The sequence below is a fragment of the Corynebacterium oculi genome, from assembly GCF_001412105.1.
In the GTDB taxonomy this organism is placed as follows: Bacteria; Actinomycetota; Actinomycetes; order Mycobacteriales; family Mycobacteriaceae; genus Corynebacterium; species Corynebacterium oculi.
In genome coordinates, this window is sequence record NZ_LKST01000001.1 from 24,895 (window position 1) to 45,003 (window position 20,109).

Sequence of the window (20,109 nt, forward strand, 5' to 3'; positions counted from 1 at the left end):
TAATACCCCCGGTGAAAGTTCCCGGGATCGGGGAAGATCACACCCGGGGCCTGGGCCCGGGGACAGCGATCTACGGCGACCTATGGCGCGTGCTTATAGCGCCGGATCAAAGCCGATGAAGCGCGTGGGCACCACGTGCTCATCGCGGGAAAGCGCCAGGCCCTCCCAGGGGAGGGTGACCAGCTGCTCCGCGAGGAAGTCACGGGACTCATCCAAGCTGGGCAGATCCGCCACCACCTCGCCGTCGCGCATGAGCGCGATGGTGAGTTCGCGGGACTGCACGTTGCCGAGGTCGGGATCGGGGGCGTGGAAGGGCAGCACGATCTCCTCGATGGCGGTGCCGGTGGAGCGGTGCGTGCGCAGCGCGCGCTTGGTTCCCCCGGTCATGGCCTTGCCGCGGGAGCGCTTAGCCACGGGGTGCCCCTCCACCTCTACGAGCTTGTACACCATGCCCGGGGTGGGCGCGCCCGATCCGGTCACCACGGAGGTGCCCACGCCGAAGGAATCCACCGGGTCCCCGCGCAGGCCCGCGATGGTGAACTCATCGAGGTCGGAGGACACCACGATCTTGGTGTTATAGGCCCCTAACTCGTCGAGTTGCTTGCGCACGCGGCGCGTCATCACGCCCAGGTCGCCGGAGTCAATGCGCACGGCGCCGAGTTCGGTGCCCGCGACGTCGATGGCGGTGCGCACGCCCTGGGTGATGTCGTAGGTATCCACCAGCAGCGTGGTGTCCGTGCCCAGGGCCTCGACCTGCGCGCGGAAGGCGGCGGCCTCGTTGGGCTGGCCGTCGGCGTCGATATGCAGCAGCGTCCAGGAGTGCGCGGAGGTGCCGGAGGCGGGAATGCCGTAGCGCTGCGAGGCCTCAAGGTTGGAGGTGGCGCTAAACCCACCCAGGTAGGCGGCGCGGGAGGCGGAGACGGCCGCGTACTCGTGGGTGCGGCGCGATCCCATCTCGATGATCGGGCGGCCGTCGGCGGCGGTGACCATGCGGGCGGCGGCCGAGGCGACGGCGGAATCCGCATTCATGATGGAGAGAATGACGGTCTCAAGGATGACGCACTCGCCGAAGGTGCCGCGCAGCGTGAGAATGGGGGAGGAGGGGAAGTACAGCTCGCCCTCGCGGTAGCCGTCGATGTGGCCGGAGAAGCGGAAATCGCGCAGATAATTCAGGGTGCGCTCATCGAGGAAGTCCAGGTGGGCTAGTTGCTCCTCGGTGAAGATGAAGTCCGAGACCGCCTCTAAGACGCGCGCGGTGCCCGCCACCACGCCGTAGCGGCGCTCGTTGGGCAGCCGCCGGGCAAAGACCTCGAAGGTGCACTGGCGGTGGGCGGTGCCGTCGCGCAGGGCCGCTTGCAGCATGGTCAGCTCGTATTTATCGGTGAGCAGGGAGGTGGAGCGCTGCGCCGGCAGGGCGAAACCGGAGGTACGAGATGTGTTCATCGCCACCATCTTAGTATCTTCCCGGCTCAGTGCCCCCGTTTTTGGGCGCTGGTTGTGGGAGCCGGGTGCGGGCGCCTGTTTTCTGGGCGAGGGCTGGTGCGTTCGGACTGGGTGCGTCCGGGGCGCATGCCGGGGGTAGCGGGGTGGGGCCTCGCACCGGGGTGGGGTGTTGACTAGGCTGTGTGGCATGAATTGCCCCGTAGCCATGAGTTCCCCAATGGCCATGCCCGAGTTGGATGAAGAGGTCCAGGTGGACGTGGCCTCGGCGGAAAACCTGCCGTGGGTGTGTGTGGTGTGGGATGACCCTGTGAATCTGATGAATTACGTGGCCTACGTGTTCCAGACCGTGCTGGGGTATGACCGCAAGCGCGCCACCGAGCTGATGATGCAGGTGCACACGGAGGGCAAGGCGGCCGTGTCCTCCGGCGAGCGAGACAAGGTGGAGGGCGACGTGAAAAAGCTCCAGGTGGCAGGCCTGTGGGCGACCATGCAGCAAGCCGGTTAACCGCAGGAACACAAGGAGCAACAAAAACACTCATGCAGCAGTGGCGGAAAAAGAAAAGCCTCATGCGGGCGCCCAAGTATTCCACGGTGCTCGACCCCATGGAGCGCGAGGTGATGGGCAACCTTGCCTCGGCGGTCTCCGAGGCGCTGATCGAACGCGTGCGCTCGGCCCCCAGGGATGAACTAGCGGAGATGACCGGCCTGTCCACCGGGCACAAGGAGGCCCCGGAGGACCCCTCCCTGGCGCGCCTCCTGCCGGACTTTGAGCGCGAGGGCGACGAGGAGTTCGAGGGAGACAACTCCCTGCTGCGTTCCTTCCACGAAAACGACATCGTGCGCGGCAAGCTGGAGAACCTCCAGGTGATCGTGCAGGCCCTGGGGCCGGACGGCTCGGTGAACGTGACCCTGGAGGAATCCCAGGTGCACTCCTGGCTGGCGGCCGTCAATGACCTGCGGCTCTACGTCTCCGCCGGGGCGCAGGGCGGCGAGACCCCGCAAGGGGTGCGCGAGGCGGAGCGCCTGGTGGAGTGGTTGGCCTATCACCAGGATTCCCTCTTGGAAGCGATGATGGGAGAGCGATGAGCGGTTCCTTAACAGACATCCCCGGCCTGGCCGTGGGGCATCACAGCATGGACAGCACCGGGGTCACCGTGATCCGCGTGACCGACGGTGACGGCGCCCTCGCTGCCGTGGACGTGCGCGGCGGCGGCCCCGGCACCAGGGAGACCGACCTGCTCGATCCCCACAACACCGTGGAGCGGGTTCACGCGATCACGCTGGCGGGAGGCTCCGCCTTTGGCCTGGCGGCCGCCGACGGCGTGATGCGCGGCCTGGCGCAGCAAAAGGTGGGCTTTCCGGCCACCAAGAACATCCGCATTCCCATTGTGCCGGGGGCCGTGATCTTTGATCTCCTGGTGGGCGATCAGCGCCTGCCGGGCGCCGCCCAGGGGGTAGAGGCGTTGAAGGATTCCTATCGCGCTCAGGAACCGCGCCGAGGCAGCGTGGGCGCAGGCTGCGGGGCCACCGCGGGCCGCCTCCGCGGCGGGGTGGGCCAGGCCGCGCTCAAGGTGGGCGATTACCGGGTGGCCGCCCTAGTGGTGGCCAACCCGATGGGGGGGTGGTGAACCCCCAGGACGGCACGCTGTGGGCGGATCCCTCCCGCAAGGTGGACCCGCAGGCCTTTGGCAAGCTCAGCGCGCCGGGGGCCAACCTGAACACCACCATCGGCGTGATCGCCACGGACGCGCCGCTCACCAGCACCCATGCCAAGCGCCTGGCCATGTCCGGTCACGATGGCCTCTCCCGGGCGGTGCGCCCGGCGCACCTGCCGATGGACGGCGATACCCTCTTCGCGCTCTCTACGGCCTGGCAGCCGTTGGGTGTGGCGGTGCCGGTGCTGGCGCACCTGTGCTCGGGGGCCGCCGAGGTGGTGGCCCGCGCGATCGTGGACGCGGTGGTTTCGGCAGAGGCCAGCGAGGACCTTGAGGTGACCGCTTACCGGGAGATTGCCTCGTGACGGCCGGCTCCCGGCTGGTCTCCGGGCTGAGCTTCGCCACGCTTTACGTGGTGGCCATCTGGGCGGTGCACATCATTAATGACGCGGTCTTTGGCGGCGGCCTCGTGGCCTTTGGCGTGCATCCCCGCGACGTGTCGAGCCTGTGGGCGATCTTCACGGCTCCTCTCCTGCACGGGGATTACGCCCACCTGATGTCTAATACTGTGCCGGGGGCGATCTTCAGCTTCCTCATCGGCGTGACCGGCCCGCGCACCTGGTGGGAGGTCACGGGATTCGTGGTGATCTTCGCCGGAATGGGCATGTGGCTTTTCGGCGGGGTGGGCACCACCCACGTGGGTGCCTCGGGTATGGTGTACGGCTGGCTCTCCTACCTGGTGGTTCGTGGTTTGTTTAACCGCAGCCTGCGGCAGATCCTGCTGGGAGTGATCCTGGGTTCGGCGTATTCCTACCTGATCTGGGGGGTGCTGCCGGGAACCGCCGGGGTGTCCTGGCAGGGGCACCTCTTTGGGGCGCTCGGGGGCATCGTGGCGGCGATGGTGATTACTTCCGACGATCCCCAGCCGCGCGCCAAGCAGGTGGAGCCGCAGCCGCTGTAGGCGGGGCGTGGGGCTAGGCGAAGGGCTGCGAGGCGGCGTCGAGTTGCATGACCTCCGAGACGGAGAGCTGCGTGTGCGCCACCGCCATGAGTTCGGGGAGTTGATCGGGCCGAGAGACGGACGCGATGGGGGCGGTGGCTCCCTTGGCGCGCAGCCAGGCCAGCGCGATGGTGGCGGGGGAGGCGTCGTGAAGCGAGGCGAGGCGGTCTAGGGTGTTCAGCACGGCCTCGGTTTCTGGGGTTATCAGCGCGGCGGTGCTGTTCTCCCGCGCGGTGCCGGAGGTGTCCTCGCGGCGTCGAAACTTGCCGGTGAGTACGCCCGAGGCCAGGGCGTAATACGGGAATACGGCCGTGCGGTGCTCCTGGGGCAGGGGGCGCAGCGTGCGCTCGTAGTCGTGGCGGTGCAGCAGGTTATAGTGCGGTTGCAGCGCCACGGGGGCGGCCTCGGTGCCGCGCGAGAGGTCGAGGAAGGCCCGCATGCGCTGCGGCGCGTAGTTGGAAAGACCGATGTAGCGGGCGTGCCCGCGCTTGATGAGGTCGCAGCAGGCCTCGATCTGCTCCTCGATGGGCGTGGTGTCATCGTCGAAGTGCAGGTAGAGCAGGTCGATGGTGTCGATCCGCAGGCGATCCAGGCTGGCGCAGGTGGCGTCGATGATGTCCGCCGCGCCCACCGAGGCGTGAGGCTCCAGGCGGCCCACCTTGGTGGCGATCACCATCTCCTCGCGCTCCGGGGCGCTGAGGGTATGCAGCCAGGAGCCGATGATGCTCTCCGATTCCCCGCCCCGATTGCCGGGAACCCAGGCGGAGTAGACGTCGGCGGTGTCGAGGAAGTTGCCCCCGGCCTGGGCGTAGGAGTGCAGAATGTCGAAGCTGGTGGCTTCGTCGGCCGTCCAACCGAAGGTATTTCCGCCCAGGTTGAGGGGGAATACGCGGAGGTCGGTGCCGGGGAGAGCAACGGTGGGCCTCATGGAATGCCTTTCCGGGCGAGGAATATGTCTCCTGAGCGATGGTAGGCGTTTCCTCCGCGGCGCGCTGAGTGTGGGGTAGGAGGCATAGCGCGGGGGCGTAGGATGGCCAGACGTGGATACGGATACTGCGATGCGCAACGCGCCCATTGGTGTTTTTGATTCCGGCCTCGGCGGGCTGACCGTGGCGCGCACCATGATGGATCAGTTGCCCAACGAATCGGTGATCTACATCGGAGACACCGCCCACGGCCCTTATGGCCCCCTGCCCATTGCGGAGGTGCGCAGCCACGCCACCCGCATCGCCGATGAACTGGTGGGCCGCGGCTGCAAGATGCTGGTCATCGCCTGCAACACGGCCTCCGCCTCCTTCCTGCACGATGCCAGGGAGCGCTACGACGTCCCCGTGATCGAGGTCATCCACCCCGCCGTGCGGCGCGCCATGGCCACCACCCGCAACGGGCGCATCGGGGTGATTGGCACCCAGGGCACCATCAACTCCGGGGCGTACCAAGACCTCTTTTCCATCAACCCCGGCGTGCGAGTGACCGCCCAGGCCTGCCCGCAGTTCGTGCCCTTCGTGGAACGGGGGGTGACCTCCGGGCCGGAGATTTTGGACGTGGCGCGCGGATACCTTGCCCCGCTCAAGGAGCAGGATGTGGACACCCTGGTGTTGGGCTGCACGCATTACCCGCTGCTCTCCGCCGTGATTCAGCTGGCAATGGGCGATAATGTGGCCCTGGTATCTTCCGCCGAGGAGGCCACCAAGGACGTGCTCAAGGCTCTGTCCCAGCGAGATTTGCTTGCCGACGCCGCCGCTTCCGGTGCAGCGCCGCCTGTGCGCCGCTTTGAAACCACCGGCGATCCCGCCCTCTTCGCCCAGCTCGCCAGCCGATTCCTTGGCCCCGGCGTGGCGGATCTAGACGCGGGAACCACGCAGGTGGGCTAAAACGAAGCACGCGGTGAGCACCGCCTGCGGCAGGAGGATCGCGGCGAGCAGGGCGGGAACAGTGGCGGGGGCCAGGGTGCTGAGAACCACCCCGTAGAGCGCACCGCTGGCCATTTGCAGGAAAAAGAAGAAGCCGGTGCTAAGCCCCGGATAGGTGGTCCGCACCCCGAGCAGCCCCGCCTGGGCGTAGGGGATCACGGCACCCACCCCGACGAACGCCACCGCCAGGCTTATCACCAGGGCGAGCGGGTGAGCGAGCAGCCCCGCTCCCACGCTGAGCAGCAGCCCCGCCGCTCCACAGGCTATAGCTCTGGTTACTGCCCTGGTCATCGCCTGGTTGAGCGAGGCGGAGCGCTTGACCATCAAGCTGCCGCACAGATAACCCAGCGCGGGAATGGCCACCAGAGCCCCGTAGGCCAGGGAGGATTGCCCGAGCATGGATTGCAGCAGCGTGCTGGAGGAATGAATGAAACCGAAGTACGTCATCCACACCAGGCAGATGCACCGGGCGTACCAGCGGAAATGCTTGTTGCTCAGGGCCTGGGTGATGGCGTCAGCGTACTGCCGCGCCGAGGGGCGGCTGGGGTTGGTGGGTGTGGCGGGGGCCAGCAGTAACTCCAGCAAGGGGATGAGCGCCACTGCGAAGATCGCGGTGAACAGGAACAGCATGCGCCAGGGCGCGACCTGGGAGAGCGCCCCGCCCACTAAGGGAGAGAGCGCCGGGGTGAGCGAGATCATCATGGACATGGAGGCCAGCACGCCCACGCGGGCCTCGGCGGGATAGTGGCGCTGCACGATGATCCGGCAGAGCACCGTGGCCGAGGTACCGCCGAGGGCCTGGAGAAAACGGCCTGCTCCCAGCACAGCGATGTTTGGGGCCGCCGCGCAGATCAGGCTGCCCAGGGCGAAGAGTGCTAAGCCTAGGGATTGCAGGCGGCGGGCATCAAAGCGATCCGCCAGGGTTCCGGCGAGGAACATGCTCAGCGCGTACCCGGACATGTATAGGGTGAGGGTGAACTCCACCTGGTTCAGCGGTATTCCCAGATCCGCCGCGATGGTGGAGTTGGCCGGGTTGAGCAGGGAGAGGCCCAGCTGCGGGGCCATGACGATGAGCAGCAGAATCCAGGTGTGCTGGCGCATGGGCCTCCCTTAAGGGTTTTCGTTTGATCTATAGAAAACCCTACCCCCGAATTGCTTTAGTGCTGCACCGGGGCCTCCACCCCCACGCCGGTGAGCGAGCGCACCTCCATCTCCGCCTGGAGATGATCGAGGTTATCTGGGCGGCCCAGGTAGGTGCCGATGATCGCGGCCAGGAATCCCAAGGGAATGGAGACGAGCCCGGGGTTATTCAGCGGGAAGAACGCGAAGTCCGCCCCCGGGATCACCGAGGTGGGCGAGCCGGAGACCGCCGGAGAGAAGATGATAAGCACCAGGGAGGAGATGAGCCCGGTGTACATGGAGGCCACCGCACCGGTGGTGTTAAAGCGCTTCCAGTACAGGGAGAACAAGATGGTGGGCACGTTGGCCGAGGCCGCGGTGCAGAAGGCCAGGGAGACCAAGAAGGCGACGTTTTGATCCATGGCGGCGATTCCCAAAATGGTGGAGACGATGCCGATGATAATCACGGTGATCCGTGAGACGCGCACCTGCTCCTCGAGGGTGGAGGTGCCGTCACGTAGCACGGCATCATAAATATCGTGCGCGATGGAGGCGGAGGCGGTAATGGCCAGGCCCGCCACCACGGCCAGCACCGTGGCAAAGGCCACCGCGGAGATCAGGGCCATGAAGATCGGCCCGGCCAGGGAAAGGGCCAGCAGGGGTGCGGCGGCGTTGGCTCCGCCGGGGGCCTCCTTGATGGCGTCCGGGCCCACCAGGGCCGCGGCGGCATAGCCCAGGAGGAGGGTGAGCAGGTAAAACCCGCCGATGAGCACGATGGCCCAGGTTACGGACTTGCGTGCCTCGCGGGCGGTGGGCACGGTATAAAAGCGCATGAGCACGTGGGGTAGGCCCGCCACGCCGAGAACCAGGGCCAGGCCCAGGGAGATAAAGTCCAGCTTGGAGGTGTTGGAGGCCCCGTACTTCATGCCCGGCTCCAGGATCGCGGTGTTGCCTCCGTGCTTGTCCACGGCCATGTGGAGGAGTTCGGAGAAGTTGCCCCGCACGATGACCAGAATGATGATGGTCATCACGATCACGCCGCCGCACAACAACACGGCCTTAATCATCTGCACGTATGTGGTGCCCTTCATGCCACCGATGAGCACGTAGGCCGTCATAATCACGCCCACCACGGCGATGACGAGCGCCTGGGCGGATTTCTCGTGTATATCCAGCAGCACGGAGACCAGGGCGCCTGCGCCAGCCATCTGTGCGATCAGGTAGAAGAGGGAGACGAAGAGCGTGGCCATTGCGGCGGCGATGCGCACCGGGCGTTGCTTGAGGCGGAAGGAAAGCACGTCTGCCATGGTGAACTTGTCGGTGTTGCGCAGCGGCTCGGCCACCAGCAGCAGGGCCACGAGCCAGGCCACGAAGAACCCGATGGAGTAGAGGAAGCCGTCATAGCCGGTCAGAGAGATGGCCCCGACGATGCCGAGGAAGGACGCCGCCGAGAGATAATCCCCGGCGATGGCCAGGCCGTTTTGCCGCCCGGAGAAGCTGGCCCCGCCGGTGTAGAAGTCCGATGCCTTGGTGGTGGTGCGGCCCACGCGCATGACGATGGTCATGGTGGCGATGATGAAGGCGGCAAAGACGCCGATGTTGAGCAGGGGATTGCCGGTATCGCCCTGGGCGAGGATGTGAGTGTGATTCATGGTGGCTCCTTTAGGCGTGGTCCGCGGTGTGGGGCTGTTCGAGGCTCTCGCGCAGGGCGGAGGAACGCGGCTCAATCTGGCGCTCCGCGTAGCGCACGTAGGCCCAGGTGATGAGGAACGTGGTGAGGAATTGCAGCAGTCCCAGCACGATGCCGAGGTTGATGTTGCCTATCACGGGGGTGGCGTAGAGGCTGGGGGCATACATAGCTAGGACGATGTAGAGCACAAACCATGTCAGGCCTGCGATGGTGATGGGGAACGTGAAGGAGCGGATCTTGGAGCGCAATTCGAGGAACTCCGGGCTTTGTTGGGCCCGGCGGAACTCCTCGCTAGTGGGGGTGTGGGGCGCGGCCCCGGAGGTGGCGGTGGTCATGCGTAGCCTGCCTATCCGTAGTCCATAATGAGTGGGTTGACTCACTATATGTGTGAGATTGTCGGATAGTGTACATAAAGGTTGCGTTCCGCTGAAAAACTGTAGGGAATAATTTTCCCCCACCCAATCATGTGGGTGGGGGAAGCGTGGTGACCAGTGGAAATGCCGGGAGCGTGGGGGTGGTACGTGGGGGTATCCGTGTGGTGTTGAAGGGCTAGTTGCCGCTCAGGGCCGCGCGCCAGGTGACCTTTTGGCCATTGCGCAGGATGGAGCGGCGATAGACCCGGGCGGTGAGCGCCAGCGCCGCCAACACGGCGAGGGCCAGCACCCCATAACTCAACCCGAGGCCCAGGCCGCTCATCTCCCCGGCGGCGTACTGAGTGGGGGCCACCGTGAGGGAGAAGGGCGGAACCCAGGCGAGCACGTGCATGATGGTGGAATCGGTGGCGTTCATTCCGAAGGACGCCGCGTAGATGGTGGCAAAGGCCAGCGTCATGATGGGCGCCTGTGTGGAGGCCAGATCCTCGCTGCGGCTGACCATCGAACCCGCCGCCGCCCACAGCGTGCCGAAGAACAACATGCCCAGGACGAACGCCACCAGGAAGAGCGGCAGCAGGGCGAAGTGAAAGTTGATATTCTCTGCCAGGCCAGTGACATTGAGGGCCGTCACACCCACGGCGCTGACGATGAGGGTGCTGATAAACCCGATGGCGAGGTTGCCCAGGAGTTTGCCCGCCAGGAAGTCCATTGGCCGGGCGGTGGCCAGGATCAACTCGATCACGCGCGAGGACTTCTCCTCCGTGACGCGCCCGCCGATATTCCCGGCAAAGAGCATGATGAAGTACATCACCACTATTATTCCGACCAGAACGGAGGATACAGTGCCAAAGTCCGTTTCCTCCCCGATAGTGGTGTGGGTGATATTCACGGGGTCGGCGGCCTGCGCGTAATCCGTGGGGCTGAGCCCCAGGGAATCGAGGGCGTGGCGGTGCGCCATAGCCTGCGCGGCGGCCTCGGTGGCGGCGGCGATAGTGGAATCCGGGGTGCCGTCGGCAAGCAATTCCCAGCCCTCCGGGGTGGCGATGAGGGCGGCGTCGGCAGTATCTTTTACCTGCTCGCGCGCGGTGGGGGCGTCGGCGGTGGAAACCTCGATGCCGGGAGCGCCGGAGAGTTCCTGAAACTCGTAGGCCTCCATGCCCGCCACCACCAGGTGCGGCTGATCGGCATCGCGGTTTTGCAGCCAACTAAACACGCCGCAGGCGGCAACGATGGCCACGATGATGATGGCGAGGGAAAACTTGATGGCCTTATTGCGCGTGGCAATGCGCACCTCCTGGGCGGCCACGGTGCCAATGGTGTTCATGCGGGAGTAACTCATGCCTGGACAACCTCCTGGAACAGGTCGGTGAGATCGGGAACGTGCGGAGTAAAGGAATGGACGGGCCCGGCGGCCAGGGCAGCGCGGAGCACTTGCTGCTCATCGGCTTCGGCGGCGAGTTCCACGATGACGGCTTCCGACGTCTCCTCCACCACCGTGGCCCCCGGCGGGTACCAGCCGCGCGCCGGGGTGCTCACCTCGTAGCGGCGCGGGCCGCGCTGCCGCAGTTCGGCCACGGTGCCCTCGGCGCGCATGGCGCCGCCGGAGATGATGCCCACGCGATCGCAGAGCCGCTGCACCAGGTCGAGCTGGTGGGAGGAAAAGAGAACAGGCACCCCGGCGGCGGCCCTCTCTAAAAGCATGGTGCTCATCACGGACACGGCCACGGGGTCAAGTCCGGAAAAGGGCTCATCGAGAATGAGCACGCGGGGATCGTGGATCAAGGAGGCCGCCAGCTGCACGCGCTGCTGGTTGCCCAGGGAAAGGTCATTGAGGGGATCCTTAGCGCGCTCGGCCAGGCCCAACTTCTCCAGGAGGTCCTGTGCGCTGCGGGCGGCGGCGGCCTTGGTCATGCCGTGGAGGCGCCCTAAGAAAATGAGCTGGTCCGCGATGGGCTCCTTGTTATACAAGCCGCGCTCCTCCGGCATGTATCCGATGTGGCGGCGCAGATCATCGTCGAGCGGGGAATTACCCAGCAGCACCTCGCCGGAATCAGCGGCCAGCACGCCCAGCGCGATGCGCATGGTGGTGGACTTGCCCGCGCCGTTGGAGCCCACGAAGCCATAGACCTCGCCCTCGCGCACGGAAAAGGTCATATCGGTGAGCACGCGGTGATCGCCATAGGATTTATTGAGGCCGCGTATGTGAAGATCGGGCATGGTGGTTACTCCTTATTCTGTGGAATCGGTGTCGGGGCGGGCGTGAAAGGTGAGGGCGTAGCCCACGGCGGGGAGGGTGGTGATGAGGAGGGAGGCAATGAGAAAGATCCCTCCGAGAATGACGTTCCACCAGGTTGGGGGAGTATCGACTGCGGTATATAGGGAGAAAGAATTGGTAAGGCTGAGGATGAGAAAGAAGGCAAAACCCCACGCGATGAGCAGGCGCAAGGTGATGCGATTCCAGAAATTCACCACGGAGTTCTCGTACTCGTCGAGCACCGTGGCAGGGGCATCTTCCTTGGAATTAATGGTGATCCGCAGCAGTATCCATGGTACGCAGACAAGAAGCATGACAACGAGGCTGGCAAAATATGCAGGCCGCCACCACAGCCCGATCACGGCGAGGGTGAGGGCCAGCGCGCATAAACCCCACAGGGAAAATACGAGCCTCAGGGTGGTGGTGCGGTTGCGCCAGGAGGCAAGCCAGGCACCACTCTGTGCCTGGTTCTTTTCCCAGCGCCGGGCTTTGGCCGCCTCGTGATTGCGGTACAGGGTATCGAGGGAAATCATGGTTATTCCTTTGGATCGGAGGTGTGGAAGGCGAGGCTGTATCCCACGGCGGGGAGCATTCCGATGAGAAAACCGGTACTTGCCGTTAACAGAGCTAGTGAGAAGAGCCAACGGCTCAGATTTGCGGAGTCAAGGACGCTGAGTACACCGAGGGCACAGGCTAAAAGTGGAAGAATAGATGTGCATAGGCCAAAGGCCAGGGAGCGCCAGGTATTGAGCACCTGATTCTCGTACTCATCGAGCACGGCGGCGGGGGCAAAATCTTTGTGGTCGATGGTTTCCCGCAATATGCACCAGGAGCCGAAACTGATGAGCGTTGTGAAAATCCACAGCCAGATGAAGGGGAGCGAAAAGAAGACTCCTATGGCGGCGATGAAGCTCACGGAGAGAGCGCCAAAATACGTGCCGATGAGCAATCGTTGGCGCTGCGGGGTGCGCCAGGCGGGAAGTGGGGTGCCTCGACGTTCTTGTTTGGCGTGCCAGCGCCGGGCCTGGCGCTCGTCGTAACCCATGATGAAGTCGGTGAGGGACATGGTTCTCCTTGGGGCTGTTTCTATAGGGAGGGGGTTAACCAAGGTCTGGGGATAGGGTTTCATCGCGGTTCATACCGGTGGCGATGTCTCTGAATATGGCGATGGTGGAACCCAAGGCGATGATTCCGGCGGACATGCCTATCGCGCGCACCCAGGTGGCTGTTTCCTCCGGGCTGGGTTGAAGTGTGGTGATGAGCGCGGGCAGTGTGAGTAGCGTCAACATGACAGCCAGTAGACCGCATAGCAAAATATTCATGGCGCGGCTTCTGGCGATAAGAGCTCGTTCTCGTTGATATTCGTCGAGATCGTCGAGGCGTGATGATTGGGTTTGACCGCCCGTGGCTTTGAGTAAGGAGACCACGCAACCGACATATCCTGCTATGCCCACTGCCCAGAGAATCATGGATGGAGTAAGGAAGATGAAGGAAAGGGGAATGGACACCACTGCAAGGCCCAGGCTGACGTAGGCGCCCAGGATAGAGCGGCGTCGGACGCTGGCGCTGGTAGGGGGTGCGGGGGAGGAGGGCATAGCGATAACTCTCATTTCTGGTACATGGCGGTGGACATGGGGGCGAACTCGGTGCGGCTGAACACGGCTTCCACGGGGAGGTCAAAGACCTCGCAGATGCGGAACGCGAGGTCGAGGCTGGGGGAGTGATCCCCGCGTTCTAGGGCTCCGATGGTCTGGGGGTTGACGTCGATGAGCTCCGCGAGTTGTACGCGCGACATGTCCCGTTCCGCGCGCAGGACCCTGATCCGGTTAAAGATGGGATCCTTCGCCTTTTTCTTTGGGGACATACCATATAGTGTTGTATAAACACAACGATCTGTCAATTTTTAACACCACGTCGCGCGTTCCCTGCCCGAGGGTTAGTAAAACCGTGCGATTCATGGCACTGTAAAACCCATGAAGTTGACCGTCCTTGGTAGTTCAGGAAGCCTCGGTGCCCCCGGCAACCCGGCGTCCGGATACTTCATCGAGGCCCCAGGCATGCCGGGGGTCATCATGGATCTCGGCCCAGGCACCCTGGCTAATCTTCAAACGCTGAGCAACCCCTCGGAGGCTCACGTCATCTTCTCCCACCTCCACGCGGATCACTGCATGGATTTCCCCTCCCTGCTGGTGTGGCGGCGCTACCACCCCACCCTGGCCGCGCAGCGCCGCCACCAGTTCATGGCCCCCGGCTACGCCCCGGTGCACCTGGGCCGCCTCTTCTCCGACGATCAACCCGACGGCGTGGATGACTTCTCCGACACCTTCGCCTTCAGCCCCTGGCAGGATCGCCAAGAAGAAACCATCGATCGCCTCAGCGTCACCCCGTTTAAGGTCGTGCACCCCGTGGAGGCCTACGCGCTGCGGGTAACGGAACGCACGGGGGCGTCGATAGCCTTCTCCGGGGACACCGCCTGGACGCGCAGCCTTATCGACGCCGCCCGCGACGTAGACCTCTTCCTCTGCGAGGCGAACTGGGGCACCAGTACCGATAACAAAGCCCCCGCCATGCACCTCAGCGGTGGGGAAGCCGGGCGCGCCGCCCGCCTGGCCGGGGCGAAACGCCTGGTGATCGTGCACGTGCCGCCGTGGCTCGACCCGGAGGAGGCCGTGACGGCGGCGCAAAAGGAGTTTGACGGTCCCGTGGAGTTCGGCTGGCCGGGCACCGTGTACGAGGTCTAGCGCGCCGGGTACCCTCACAAGCATGAGTTCTCAGGATTTCACTCGTGCCGATGGCCGCGCCCTCAACGAAATGCGCCCCGTGCGCATCACCCGCCGCTTCACCACCAACCCCGCGGGCAGCGTGCTCGTGGAGTTCGGCAACACCAAGGTGCTGTGCACCGCCACCGCAGAGGAAGGCGTGCCCCGCTTCAAGCGAGACTCCGGCGAGGGCTGGCTCACCGCCGAATACGCCATGCTGCCCGCCGCCCCCTCCGAGCGCATGCCGCGCGAATCCATGAAAGGCAAGGTCAAGGGCCGCACCCACGAGATCTCTCGCCTGATTGGCCGCTCCCTGCGCGCCGCCGTAGACCTGCGCGAGCTGGGAGAGAACACCATCCAGATCGACTGCGATGTGCTCCAGGCCGACGGCGGCACCCGCACCGCCGCGATCACCGGGGCCTACGTGGCGCTGGCCGACGCCGTGGCCACCCTCCGCGAGCGCGGCGCCGTCACCGGCTCCCCGCTGCGTGAGCCCATCGCGGCGGTCTCCGTGGGCATCATCGACGGCCGCGTGAGCCTCGACCTCCCCTACGAGGAGGACTCCCGCGCCGAGGTGGACATGAACGTGGTGATGACCGCCTCCGGGCGTTTCGTGGAGATCCAGGGCACCGGCGAGGACGGCACCTTCGACCGCGCCCAGCTGGGAGAGCTTCTCGACGCCGCCGCCGCCGGGTGCGCGCACCTCATCGAGGCCCAGCGCGCCGCCCTGGAGGGATAATCATGAAACTGCTCGTAGCCTCCAACAACCCCAAGAAACTACGCGAACTGCGCCGCATACTCGACTCCGCCCACGTGGCCGGAGTGGAACTGCTCTCCCTCTCCGAGGCAGCCGCCTACCCCGAGCCGGTGGAGGACGGCCGCACCTTTGCCGATAACGCCCTCATCAAGGCCCGCGCCGGGGCCACGCACACGGGCCTGCCCACCGTGGCCGACGATTCCGGCCTGGCCGTGGAGGAAATGAACGGCATGCCGGGCGTGCTCTCCGCGCGGTGGTCCGGCGGCCACGGCGACGACGAGGCCAATAACCGCCTGCTGCTGGCCCAGATGAAGGACGTACCCGACGAGCGCCGCGCGGCCGCTTTTGTGTCCGTGTGCGCCCTGGTGTTGCCCAGCGGCGAGGAGTTCCTCTCCGAGGGCCGCTGGGAGGGCCGCCTTCTGCGCGAGCCGGTGGGGGAAAACGGCTTCGGCTACGATCCCCTCTTTGCTCCTGCTGATGGTGATGGGCGCTCCTCCGCGCAACTGAGCCCGGAAGAAAAAGACGCCAGTTCCCACCGCTCGCGGGCGCTGGCGGGGCTGGCGGAGAAAATCGCGGGGTTGGTGGAGGGCTAAAGAACCTTGGGATTGCCAAGCTGGAAACGCTCGATGGTTTCTTCGCGGCGCTTCTTCTCCACGTAGAAGGAGAGGAACGGTACCACGCCGCACAGCGCGGTGATAATCCAGGTCTTAGGCTCCCACCGGGCCTTAAGGCCCAGGTTAAACGCGGAGAGAACAAAGACGATGTACACCCAGCCGTGGAAAATAGCCACGTACTTACTCCACTCGGGAACATCAACGGGGGTTAGTTCGCGGAGGATCATCACGGCGCAGAGCGCAAGCAAAAATACACCTGTGACCCAGGCGGCGATGGAAAAGAATGTGAGGGCATTGCGCACTCGTCGCTGGCGTTCGGGATGAATCTTAGGCTGTGCAGGCTGCGTCATAGTTTTTCCTTATACGTTATTGGTTTCTATTCGCGGGGCACGCCGTCGAGGGCATTGCCACCGCGCCGGGGCTTGTGCCGCTGGTTGAACTCCGCGACGTCGATAGTGGGGCGCTGCGGCAGGAAATCCTCATCGATGGCGGTGGGCTCGGCGCCGAAGCGCTCCACATCGCGTTCGTAGAGGAAATCGGGATCATTGGTGGCGTTTTCCGCGTCGATCCGCTCGTTCTCATACTCCATGAACTTGCGGTAGGCATACACAAAAAAAGCGCCGAACACGGGCCACTGCAAGGCATAACCCAGGTTTTGGAAAGTACCGGAACCGGAGCGGAAGCGCGTCCACTGCCACCAGGCCAGCGCAAGAGTAGCCACCACGGCGAGGGCGAGGAAGATGACGTGTGAGGCGCGCACCTTTTTGCGCGCGCGACCCTGCTTCTGCGCACTCATGGGGTCTAGGGTACCCCGCTTGGTGGATTGATCCCAGCAGGTGCGGTGCGCTGGGCGCGAGGGGTGCCGTGGTATAGTTCCCCTTGCGCGCGCCCGTGGCGGAATTGGCAGACGCGCTGGATTTAGGTTCCAGTGTCTAAGGACGTGGGGGTTCAAGTCCCCCCGGGCGCACCATTTACGTAGCCACACGAATCAGGGCAGCGGGGGCTTAGCGGGGCTATCTTTTTGCTCAACCTTACGCCACACGAGGTAGGCGATGGGGCCCAAGAACGTGGCGATGACGATGACCAGGCACCAGACGGCGGTTTCTACCCCGGGGCGGCGATCCCGGAATAAGAAGATAAGCGCGACGATGGGTAAGACGAACATCGCCATGGCGAACGGGGCGAAGATTAATAATTCTGTGGTGCCAATGTTGGGCATGGTGACTCCTTAGTAGCGGGGTGCGGCTTTTCTCTTTTCCATTAGGCGCCAGATGAGGTAGATGGCTGCCCCGAAAACCGGGGCAGATATGATCACCAGAGCCCATATCGCGGTTTCCTGTCCCGGACGCTTATCCCTGAGCAGCACAATGATGGCGGCGAGAGGTAAGCCGATGAAGAGGAGCGGAATGAGGATGGTGAGGAGCATAGTGTCCAGAATAACAGAGATGAGTCGGTGGGGGCTGCTCCTTATGTGTGCAGTAGCATGGCTTCCGTATTGTCGGCATGATCCTTTACCTTGTGATGGGGCAAAGGGTGAACATCAATGAGTTTCCATTGCTTTTCGGCTTGTGCACATATGTCCCAAGCCTTTTCTCCTTTAGGAGCCGGTAGATGGCCCTGATGGGAGTTCCGTTGGTAATGCCGATCGTGGTATCTGAAATTTTCAGAGTACCTCCCTTTCCCCGTAATATTCCATGCTTCGATTCTGTTCTTTAAAGCATGCTGGTTGGTTCCGGTGAAAGAGAATACGGAACTGAGTTCGCGAGGGTGATTGGTGGAAGATGCGATGGCGAGGCTAAACCTGGGACGCTAGCGGGGACAGAAGGAAAATAGACCATTTCCGCCAGGATAGCGATCCCGGCGGCATGGGGATCAGAAAAAATACAGCAAAACTACAGCGCTACGCGTTCTTCTTGGCCCGCGCCAATTCCCAGCGCAACTGCGCCTCGGAGGGGGACTGCACGGGAATGAAGGAGGCCTCTCGGTAGCGGCGGGAGGTGGGGGAGTTCTTGGCGTACCCCGCGCCCCCGGCCACGCGCACCTCGATGTTGGCGGCTTCCACGGCGGCCTGGGCGGCGTCGAGACGCAACTCCAGCAGTTCCACCGGCAGGACCTTTTCGCCGGCCTCCACGCGGCCGAGGATCTCCTCGTGGCGCTCGATGGCCTCGCGTACCTTCTCCTGCACGGCGGCGTGATCTTCGGCAAAGGTGGCGTTGAGCCCGGTGAGGCGCTCGGTAGCGGCGGCCGTGGTGGCCTCGGCCACGCCCAGGCACTCCGCGATCTGGAAGAGTACAAAGGCGGGGCGTACCTTGGGCACGAAGTCCGCAAAGTCCTCGGTGAGCACCTGCTCCTGCGGAATGAAGACGTCCTTAAATTCCACCCAGGCGGACGCGGTGGCGTTGAGCCCGAGTAGGCCAAAGGGCGCGCCGAAGGTGATGCCTTCATGCCCGGCCTCGAAGGCGAAGAGGAAGCGGTGCCCCTCGGCGGTCTTGGCTCCGGTGACGGCGATGGCGTCCTCGTAGAGATTAGAGGCCCAGTTCAGTTTGCCGTTGATGCGGTAGCCGCCCTCCGCCTTCTCGGCGCGCAGGGTGATCTCGCCCGCGCCGGTGAAGTCCTTGAACGCCCCGGCCATGCCAGACACGCCCGGACGCTCACCGGAGCGGAGCTGATCGGTCAGCGAGAGCGCGTATTCGGTGCCCGCGGTTTCCAGGTACAGCAGCGCGCAGCGGGTGGCCCAGAGGGTGAACCCGGTGGAGAGGTCCTCGGCGGATAACGCGCGGATCGTGCGCGCGGTATCGCGCACGCCGGTGCCGATCAGGCGGTGCTCGGCCAGCAGCGGCAGCACGTAGCGGGCGTCCTTGTTGCCCTTATCGACGTCCTTGGCGTTGCTGGCGACGGCCTCGCGGACGTCCTCCGGCAGCGGGGTGAAGGTCAGCGTGCTCATACCAGCTCCGAGGTGAGGTTGGCGGGGCGAGTGTAGGTGTTCACCACGGGGGACCAGGTGATGGCGTCCTTCTGGATCTGATCGAGGGTTTCGCGGTCGGCGTCGCCGTCGAGGTCGATCTTCACGTGGACATCGGACACGCCGGGGCGCTTGTGATCGCCCAGGTCGCCGGTGCCCCAGGTGGGGGAGATGTCGATGTCGGATTCAATATCAATGGCGATCTTGGTCAGCGTCACGCCGCGGTTGGTGGCGATGGCCTGGATGCCCACGGAGATGCAGGCGGCCAGGGCGGCCTGGGCCACCTCGGTGGGGTTGGGGGCGGAGTTATCGCCCAGCAGCTGCGGCGGCTCGGAGACTAGCACCGGGGCGAGGTCGCGCACCTGGGTGTAATTGCGGAAGAAGCCATCGGCTTCGGTGTGGGTGCGGATCTTCTTGCGCCCGCCCTCGGGGTTATTGATGTTCTTCTGGGCTAGCTCGGAGAGCTTCTGGGCGTCGATGGGCTCCAGGGCTTCGCCGTCCTTGTGGTTCGGAGTGAGGTCAGACATTGTTTCTCCTTGTTCTTTGGTTCTCTGGGGAGCGAGGGGCGGTGCCCCTCGCGGTGTTGTCGCCCAAGACTACACGCCATGCATGTAGTGAACAAGTCTGTCTGTACTTTTATTTCCTCAGCCCCAGCGTTTCCCATGTTATGCGGTGAAGAATGCCTAGACCGCTTGGTCTTGGTCTGCTCCGTTCACCGTGGAGTCCTTCGGCCCGCGTGGAGTCTCCTTGGCGTTTCGCTCCTGCTGCCATCGCTTCCGCGTTGTTGTCATCGTAGGAAGCGTCGGGGTGTCGGGGCATTGCGCGGCGAGAATGGTGAGGGTGGCGAGGGTGATCAGGGGAAGCGCTGCACGGAGTGCATTCCGTTTTCATCGTGCACCACGGCGGTGCCGATCTCCGTGCTCTCCGGGTCAAGGATGTTCACGCGATGCTCGTCGGAGTCCATCCAGTCCTGCATGACCTCGTCCACGGGGGTCTTCTCGCCCACCCAGTGCAGGTTTTCGCCAAAGTCTCCCTCGGCGTGCTCCACCGTGCCGGTGGCGCTGAGCGTTTGTGCCCACTGGTGGGCTCCCTCGGAAAGGTCCTCGTTGACGGAGAGTTCCTCCAGGCCGTGGGCGGAGCGAATGTCATTGGTCTTTTCTACAATGTCGCGGGCGTCTTTTTCTGCCGAGGCCACGGAGGAGTCTGGGGTTTCCGTGGAGATGATTTCCACGCCTTCGCTGGAGGCAATCTCGGTGGACATGACGTCTGCTTCTTCTGCGGTGGCGCTACCCGCCGCCGCGGCTACTCCGGCCGCGGCCAGGGCGGTGATGCCGGCGGCTTTTTCTACGGTGTCATTCTTTTCTTTCACGTGTCTCTCCTTTAATGACTGGTGCGTTTATAAGGGAGCGTAGGGGAAGTATTTTGACGTGTCCACAAAAGGTATGAGCGGTGAGAAGTTCACTTGCCTTACCTTCCCCCAGTGCGGATAAAAGGTTTTTTGTTCGGGGTGTGTGGCGGGTGGGTGAGCGGTTAAATTGGAGCTTTTGGCTTCTCGTCGGACGTATTACA

At 64.2% G+C, this 20,109-nt stretch carries 25 protein-coding genes, 1 tRNA gene and 1 pseudogene; 9 read left to right on the forward strand and 18 right to left on the reverse strand.

Features of this window, described 5'->3' with window-relative positions; genetic code table 11:
* Positions 1-93 precede the first annotated feature (93 nt).
* Positions 94-1,443, reverse strand: coding sequence for a nicotinate phosphoribosyltransferase (locus Cocul_RS00120; protein ID WP_055121976.1), 1,350 nt, complete (start codon positions 1,441-1,443; stop codon positions 94-96).
* 205 nt (positions 1,444-1,648) lie between these two features.
* Here Cocul_RS00120 and clpS point away from each other — a divergent pair, with 205 nt between their 5' ends.
* The 4 genes and pseudogenes from clpS to Cocul_RS00140 all read left to right on the forward strand — a co-directional run bounded on the left by clpS (position 1,649) and on the right by Cocul_RS00140 (position 4,059).
* On the forward strand, positions 1,649-1,948 hold the full coding sequence (gene clpS / locus Cocul_RS00125; protein ID WP_082422080.1) for an ATP-dependent Clp protease adapter ClpS: 300 nt from the start codon (positions 1,649-1,651) through the stop codon (positions 1,946-1,948).
* A gap of 32 nt (positions 1,949-1,980) precedes the next feature.
* Positions 1,981-2,529 carry a DUF2017 domain-containing protein gene (locus tag Cocul_RS00130; protein WP_055121308.1) on the forward strand — a complete coding sequence of 183 codons (549 nt, stop codon included), beginning with the start codon at positions 1,981-1,983 and terminating at the stop codon, positions 2,527-2,529.
* Positions 2,526-3,463, forward strand: a pseudogene (locus tag Cocul_RS00135) (P1 family peptidase). The gene Cocul_RS00130 and the pseudogene Cocul_RS00135 overlap by 4 nt, the downstream one beginning before the upstream one ends.
* Complete coding sequence (locus Cocul_RS00140; protein WP_055121309.1) at positions 3,460-4,059, forward strand: rhomboid family intramembrane serine protease; 600 nt, start codon at positions 3,460-3,462, stop codon at positions 4,057-4,059. Before Cocul_RS00135 ends, Cocul_RS00140 begins: the two are co-directional and overlap by 4 nt.
* 13 nt (positions 4,060-4,072) lie before the next feature.
* On the opposite strand, the gene Cocul_RS00145 is transcribed toward Cocul_RS00140, so the two are convergent.
* Positions 4,073-5,026 (reverse strand): aldo/keto reductase, encoded by a 954-nt coding sequence (locus tag Cocul_RS00145; RefSeq protein WP_055121310.1) that lies wholly within the window; start codon positions 5,024-5,026, stop codon positions 4,073-4,075.
* A 130-nt stretch (positions 5,027-5,156) separates the two neighbouring features.
* Here Cocul_RS00145 and murI point away from each other — a divergent pair, with 130 nt between their 5' ends.
* On the forward strand, positions 5,157-5,972 hold the full coding sequence (gene murI / locus Cocul_RS00150) for a glutamate racemase (RefSeq protein ID WP_150114340.1): 816 nt from the start codon (positions 5,157-5,159) through the stop codon (positions 5,970-5,972).
* On the opposite strand, the gene Cocul_RS00155 is transcribed toward murI, so the two are convergent.
* The 9 genes from Cocul_RS00155 to Cocul_RS00195 all read right to left on the reverse strand — a co-directional run bounded on the left by Cocul_RS00155 (position 5,943) and on the right by Cocul_RS00195 (position 13,312).
* Positions 5,943-7,112, reverse strand: coding sequence for an MFS transporter (locus tag Cocul_RS00155; protein WP_055121312.1), 1,170 nt, complete (start codon positions 7,110-7,112; stop codon positions 5,943-5,945). The genes murI and Cocul_RS00155 overlap by 30 nt on opposite strands.
* A 56-nt stretch (positions 7,113-7,168) precedes the next feature.
* On the reverse strand, positions 7,169-8,782 hold the full coding sequence (locus Cocul_RS00160; RefSeq protein WP_055121313.1) for a solute symporter family protein: 1,614 nt from the start codon (positions 8,780-8,782) through the stop codon (positions 7,169-7,171).
* A gap of 10 nt (positions 8,783-8,792) precedes the next feature.
* Entirely contained in the window at positions 8,793-9,155 is a 363-nt protein-coding gene (locus Cocul_RS00165; RefSeq protein WP_055121314.1) for a DUF485 domain-containing protein, read from the reverse strand.
* Positions 9,156-9,369: 214 nt separating this feature from the next.
* On the reverse strand, positions 9,370-10,533 hold the full coding sequence (locus tag Cocul_RS00170; protein WP_055121315.1) for an ABC transporter permease: 1,164 nt from the start codon (positions 10,531-10,533) through the stop codon (positions 9,370-9,372).
* Positions 10,530-11,411, reverse strand: coding sequence for an ABC transporter ATP-binding protein (locus Cocul_RS00175; protein ID WP_055121316.1), 882 nt, complete (start codon positions 11,409-11,411; stop codon positions 10,530-10,532). Before Cocul_RS00175 ends, Cocul_RS00170 begins: the two co-directional genes overlap by 4 nt.
* Before the next feature lie 12 nt (positions 11,412-11,423).
* Positions 11,424-11,981, reverse strand: coding sequence for a hypothetical protein (locus Cocul_RS00180; protein WP_055121317.1), 558 nt, complete (start codon positions 11,979-11,981; stop codon positions 11,424-11,426).
* A 2-nt stretch (positions 11,982-11,983) separates the two neighbouring features.
* Positions 11,984-12,514, reverse strand: coding sequence for a hypothetical protein (locus Cocul_RS00185; RefSeq protein WP_055121318.1), 531 nt, complete (start codon positions 12,512-12,514; stop codon positions 11,984-11,986).
* A 34-nt stretch (positions 12,515-12,548) separates the two neighbouring features.
* A complete protein-coding gene (locus Cocul_RS00190) occupies positions 12,549-12,956 on the reverse strand; it encodes a hypothetical protein (protein WP_160318471.1) in 408 nt (135 codons plus the stop codon).
* A 98-nt stretch (positions 12,957-13,054) separates the two neighbouring features.
* Positions 13,055-13,312, reverse strand: coding sequence for a helix-turn-helix transcriptional regulator (locus Cocul_RS00195; protein ID WP_055121320.1), 258 nt, complete (start codon positions 13,310-13,312; stop codon positions 13,055-13,057).
* A gap of 109 nt (positions 13,313-13,421) precedes the next feature.
* Between Cocul_RS00195 and Cocul_RS00200 the strand changes: the two genes are divergently transcribed.
* The 3 genes from Cocul_RS00200 to rdgB are packed head-to-tail and all read left to right on the forward strand — an operon-like array spanning position 13,422 to position 15,557.
* Positions 13,422-14,189: an MBL fold metallo-hydrolase gene (locus Cocul_RS00200; RefSeq protein WP_055121321.1), complete on the forward strand. Its 768-nt coding sequence runs from the start codon at positions 13,422-13,424 to the stop codon at positions 14,187-14,189.
* A gap of 22 nt (positions 14,190-14,211) precedes the next feature.
* Positions 14,212-14,946: a ribonuclease PH gene (rph, locus tag Cocul_RS00205; protein WP_055121322.1), complete on the forward strand. Its 735-nt coding sequence runs from the start codon at positions 14,212-14,214 to the stop codon at positions 14,944-14,946.
* Positions 14,947-14,948: 2 nt separating this feature from the next.
* Positions 14,949-15,557 carry an RdgB/HAM1 family non-canonical purine NTP pyrophosphatase gene (gene rdgB / locus Cocul_RS00210; RefSeq protein ID WP_055121323.1) on the forward strand — a complete coding sequence of 203 codons (609 nt, stop codon included), beginning with the start codon at positions 14,949-14,951 and terminating at the stop codon, positions 15,555-15,557.
* Here rdgB and Cocul_RS00215 read toward each other — a convergent pair.
* Together Cocul_RS00215 and Cocul_RS00220 are read right to left on the reverse strand one after the other, a co-directional pair.
* Entirely contained in the window at positions 15,554-15,928 is a 375-nt protein-coding gene (locus tag Cocul_RS00215) for a DUF3817 domain-containing protein (protein ID WP_055121324.1), read from the reverse strand. The two genes, rdgB and Cocul_RS00215, sit on opposite strands and share 4 nt — an antisense overlap.
* Before the next feature lie 26 nt (positions 15,929-15,954).
* Complete coding sequence (locus Cocul_RS00220; RefSeq protein ID WP_055121325.1) at positions 15,955-16,374, reverse strand: hypothetical protein; 420 nt, start codon at positions 16,372-16,374, stop codon at positions 15,955-15,957.
* A gap of 89 nt (positions 16,375-16,463) precedes the next feature.
* Here Cocul_RS00220 and Cocul_RS00225 point away from each other — a divergent pair.
* Positions 16,464-16,548 (forward strand) — tRNA-Leu (locus Cocul_RS00225).
* Between the two features lie 18 nt (positions 16,549-16,566).
* Here the strand turns inward: Cocul_RS00225 and Cocul_RS00230 are convergent.
* The 5 genes from Cocul_RS00230 to Cocul_RS00250 form a co-directional block, all read right to left on the reverse strand.
* Entirely contained in the window at positions 16,567-16,797 is a 231-nt protein-coding gene (locus Cocul_RS00230) for a PLD nuclease N-terminal domain-containing protein (RefSeq protein ID WP_055121326.1), read from the reverse strand.
* A gap of 9 nt (positions 16,798-16,806) precedes the next feature.
* Positions 16,807-17,004 carry a PLDc N-terminal domain-containing protein gene (locus tag Cocul_RS00235; protein WP_055121327.1) on the reverse strand — a complete coding sequence of 66 codons (198 nt, stop codon included), beginning with the start codon at positions 17,002-17,004 and terminating at the stop codon, positions 16,807-16,809.
* Positions 17,005-17,478: 474 nt separating this feature from the next.
* Positions 17,479-18,522, reverse strand: coding sequence for an acyl-CoA dehydrogenase family protein (locus Cocul_RS00240; protein ID WP_055121328.1), 1,044 nt, complete (start codon positions 18,520-18,522; stop codon positions 17,479-17,481).
* The gene (locus Cocul_RS00245) at positions 18,519-19,067 is read right to left on the reverse strand and encodes an OsmC family protein (protein ID WP_055121329.1); all 549 of its coding nucleotides are present in this window, start codon (positions 19,065-19,067) and stop codon (positions 18,519-18,521) included. The genes Cocul_RS00240 and Cocul_RS00245 overlap by 4 nt, the downstream gene beginning before the upstream one ends.
* Positions 19,068-19,393: 326 nt before the next feature.
* Complete coding sequence (locus tag Cocul_RS00250) at positions 19,394-19,909, reverse strand: CAP domain-containing protein (protein ID WP_055121330.1); 516 nt, start codon at positions 19,907-19,909, stop codon at positions 19,394-19,396.
* Positions 19,910-20,109: the final 200 nt, after the last annotated feature.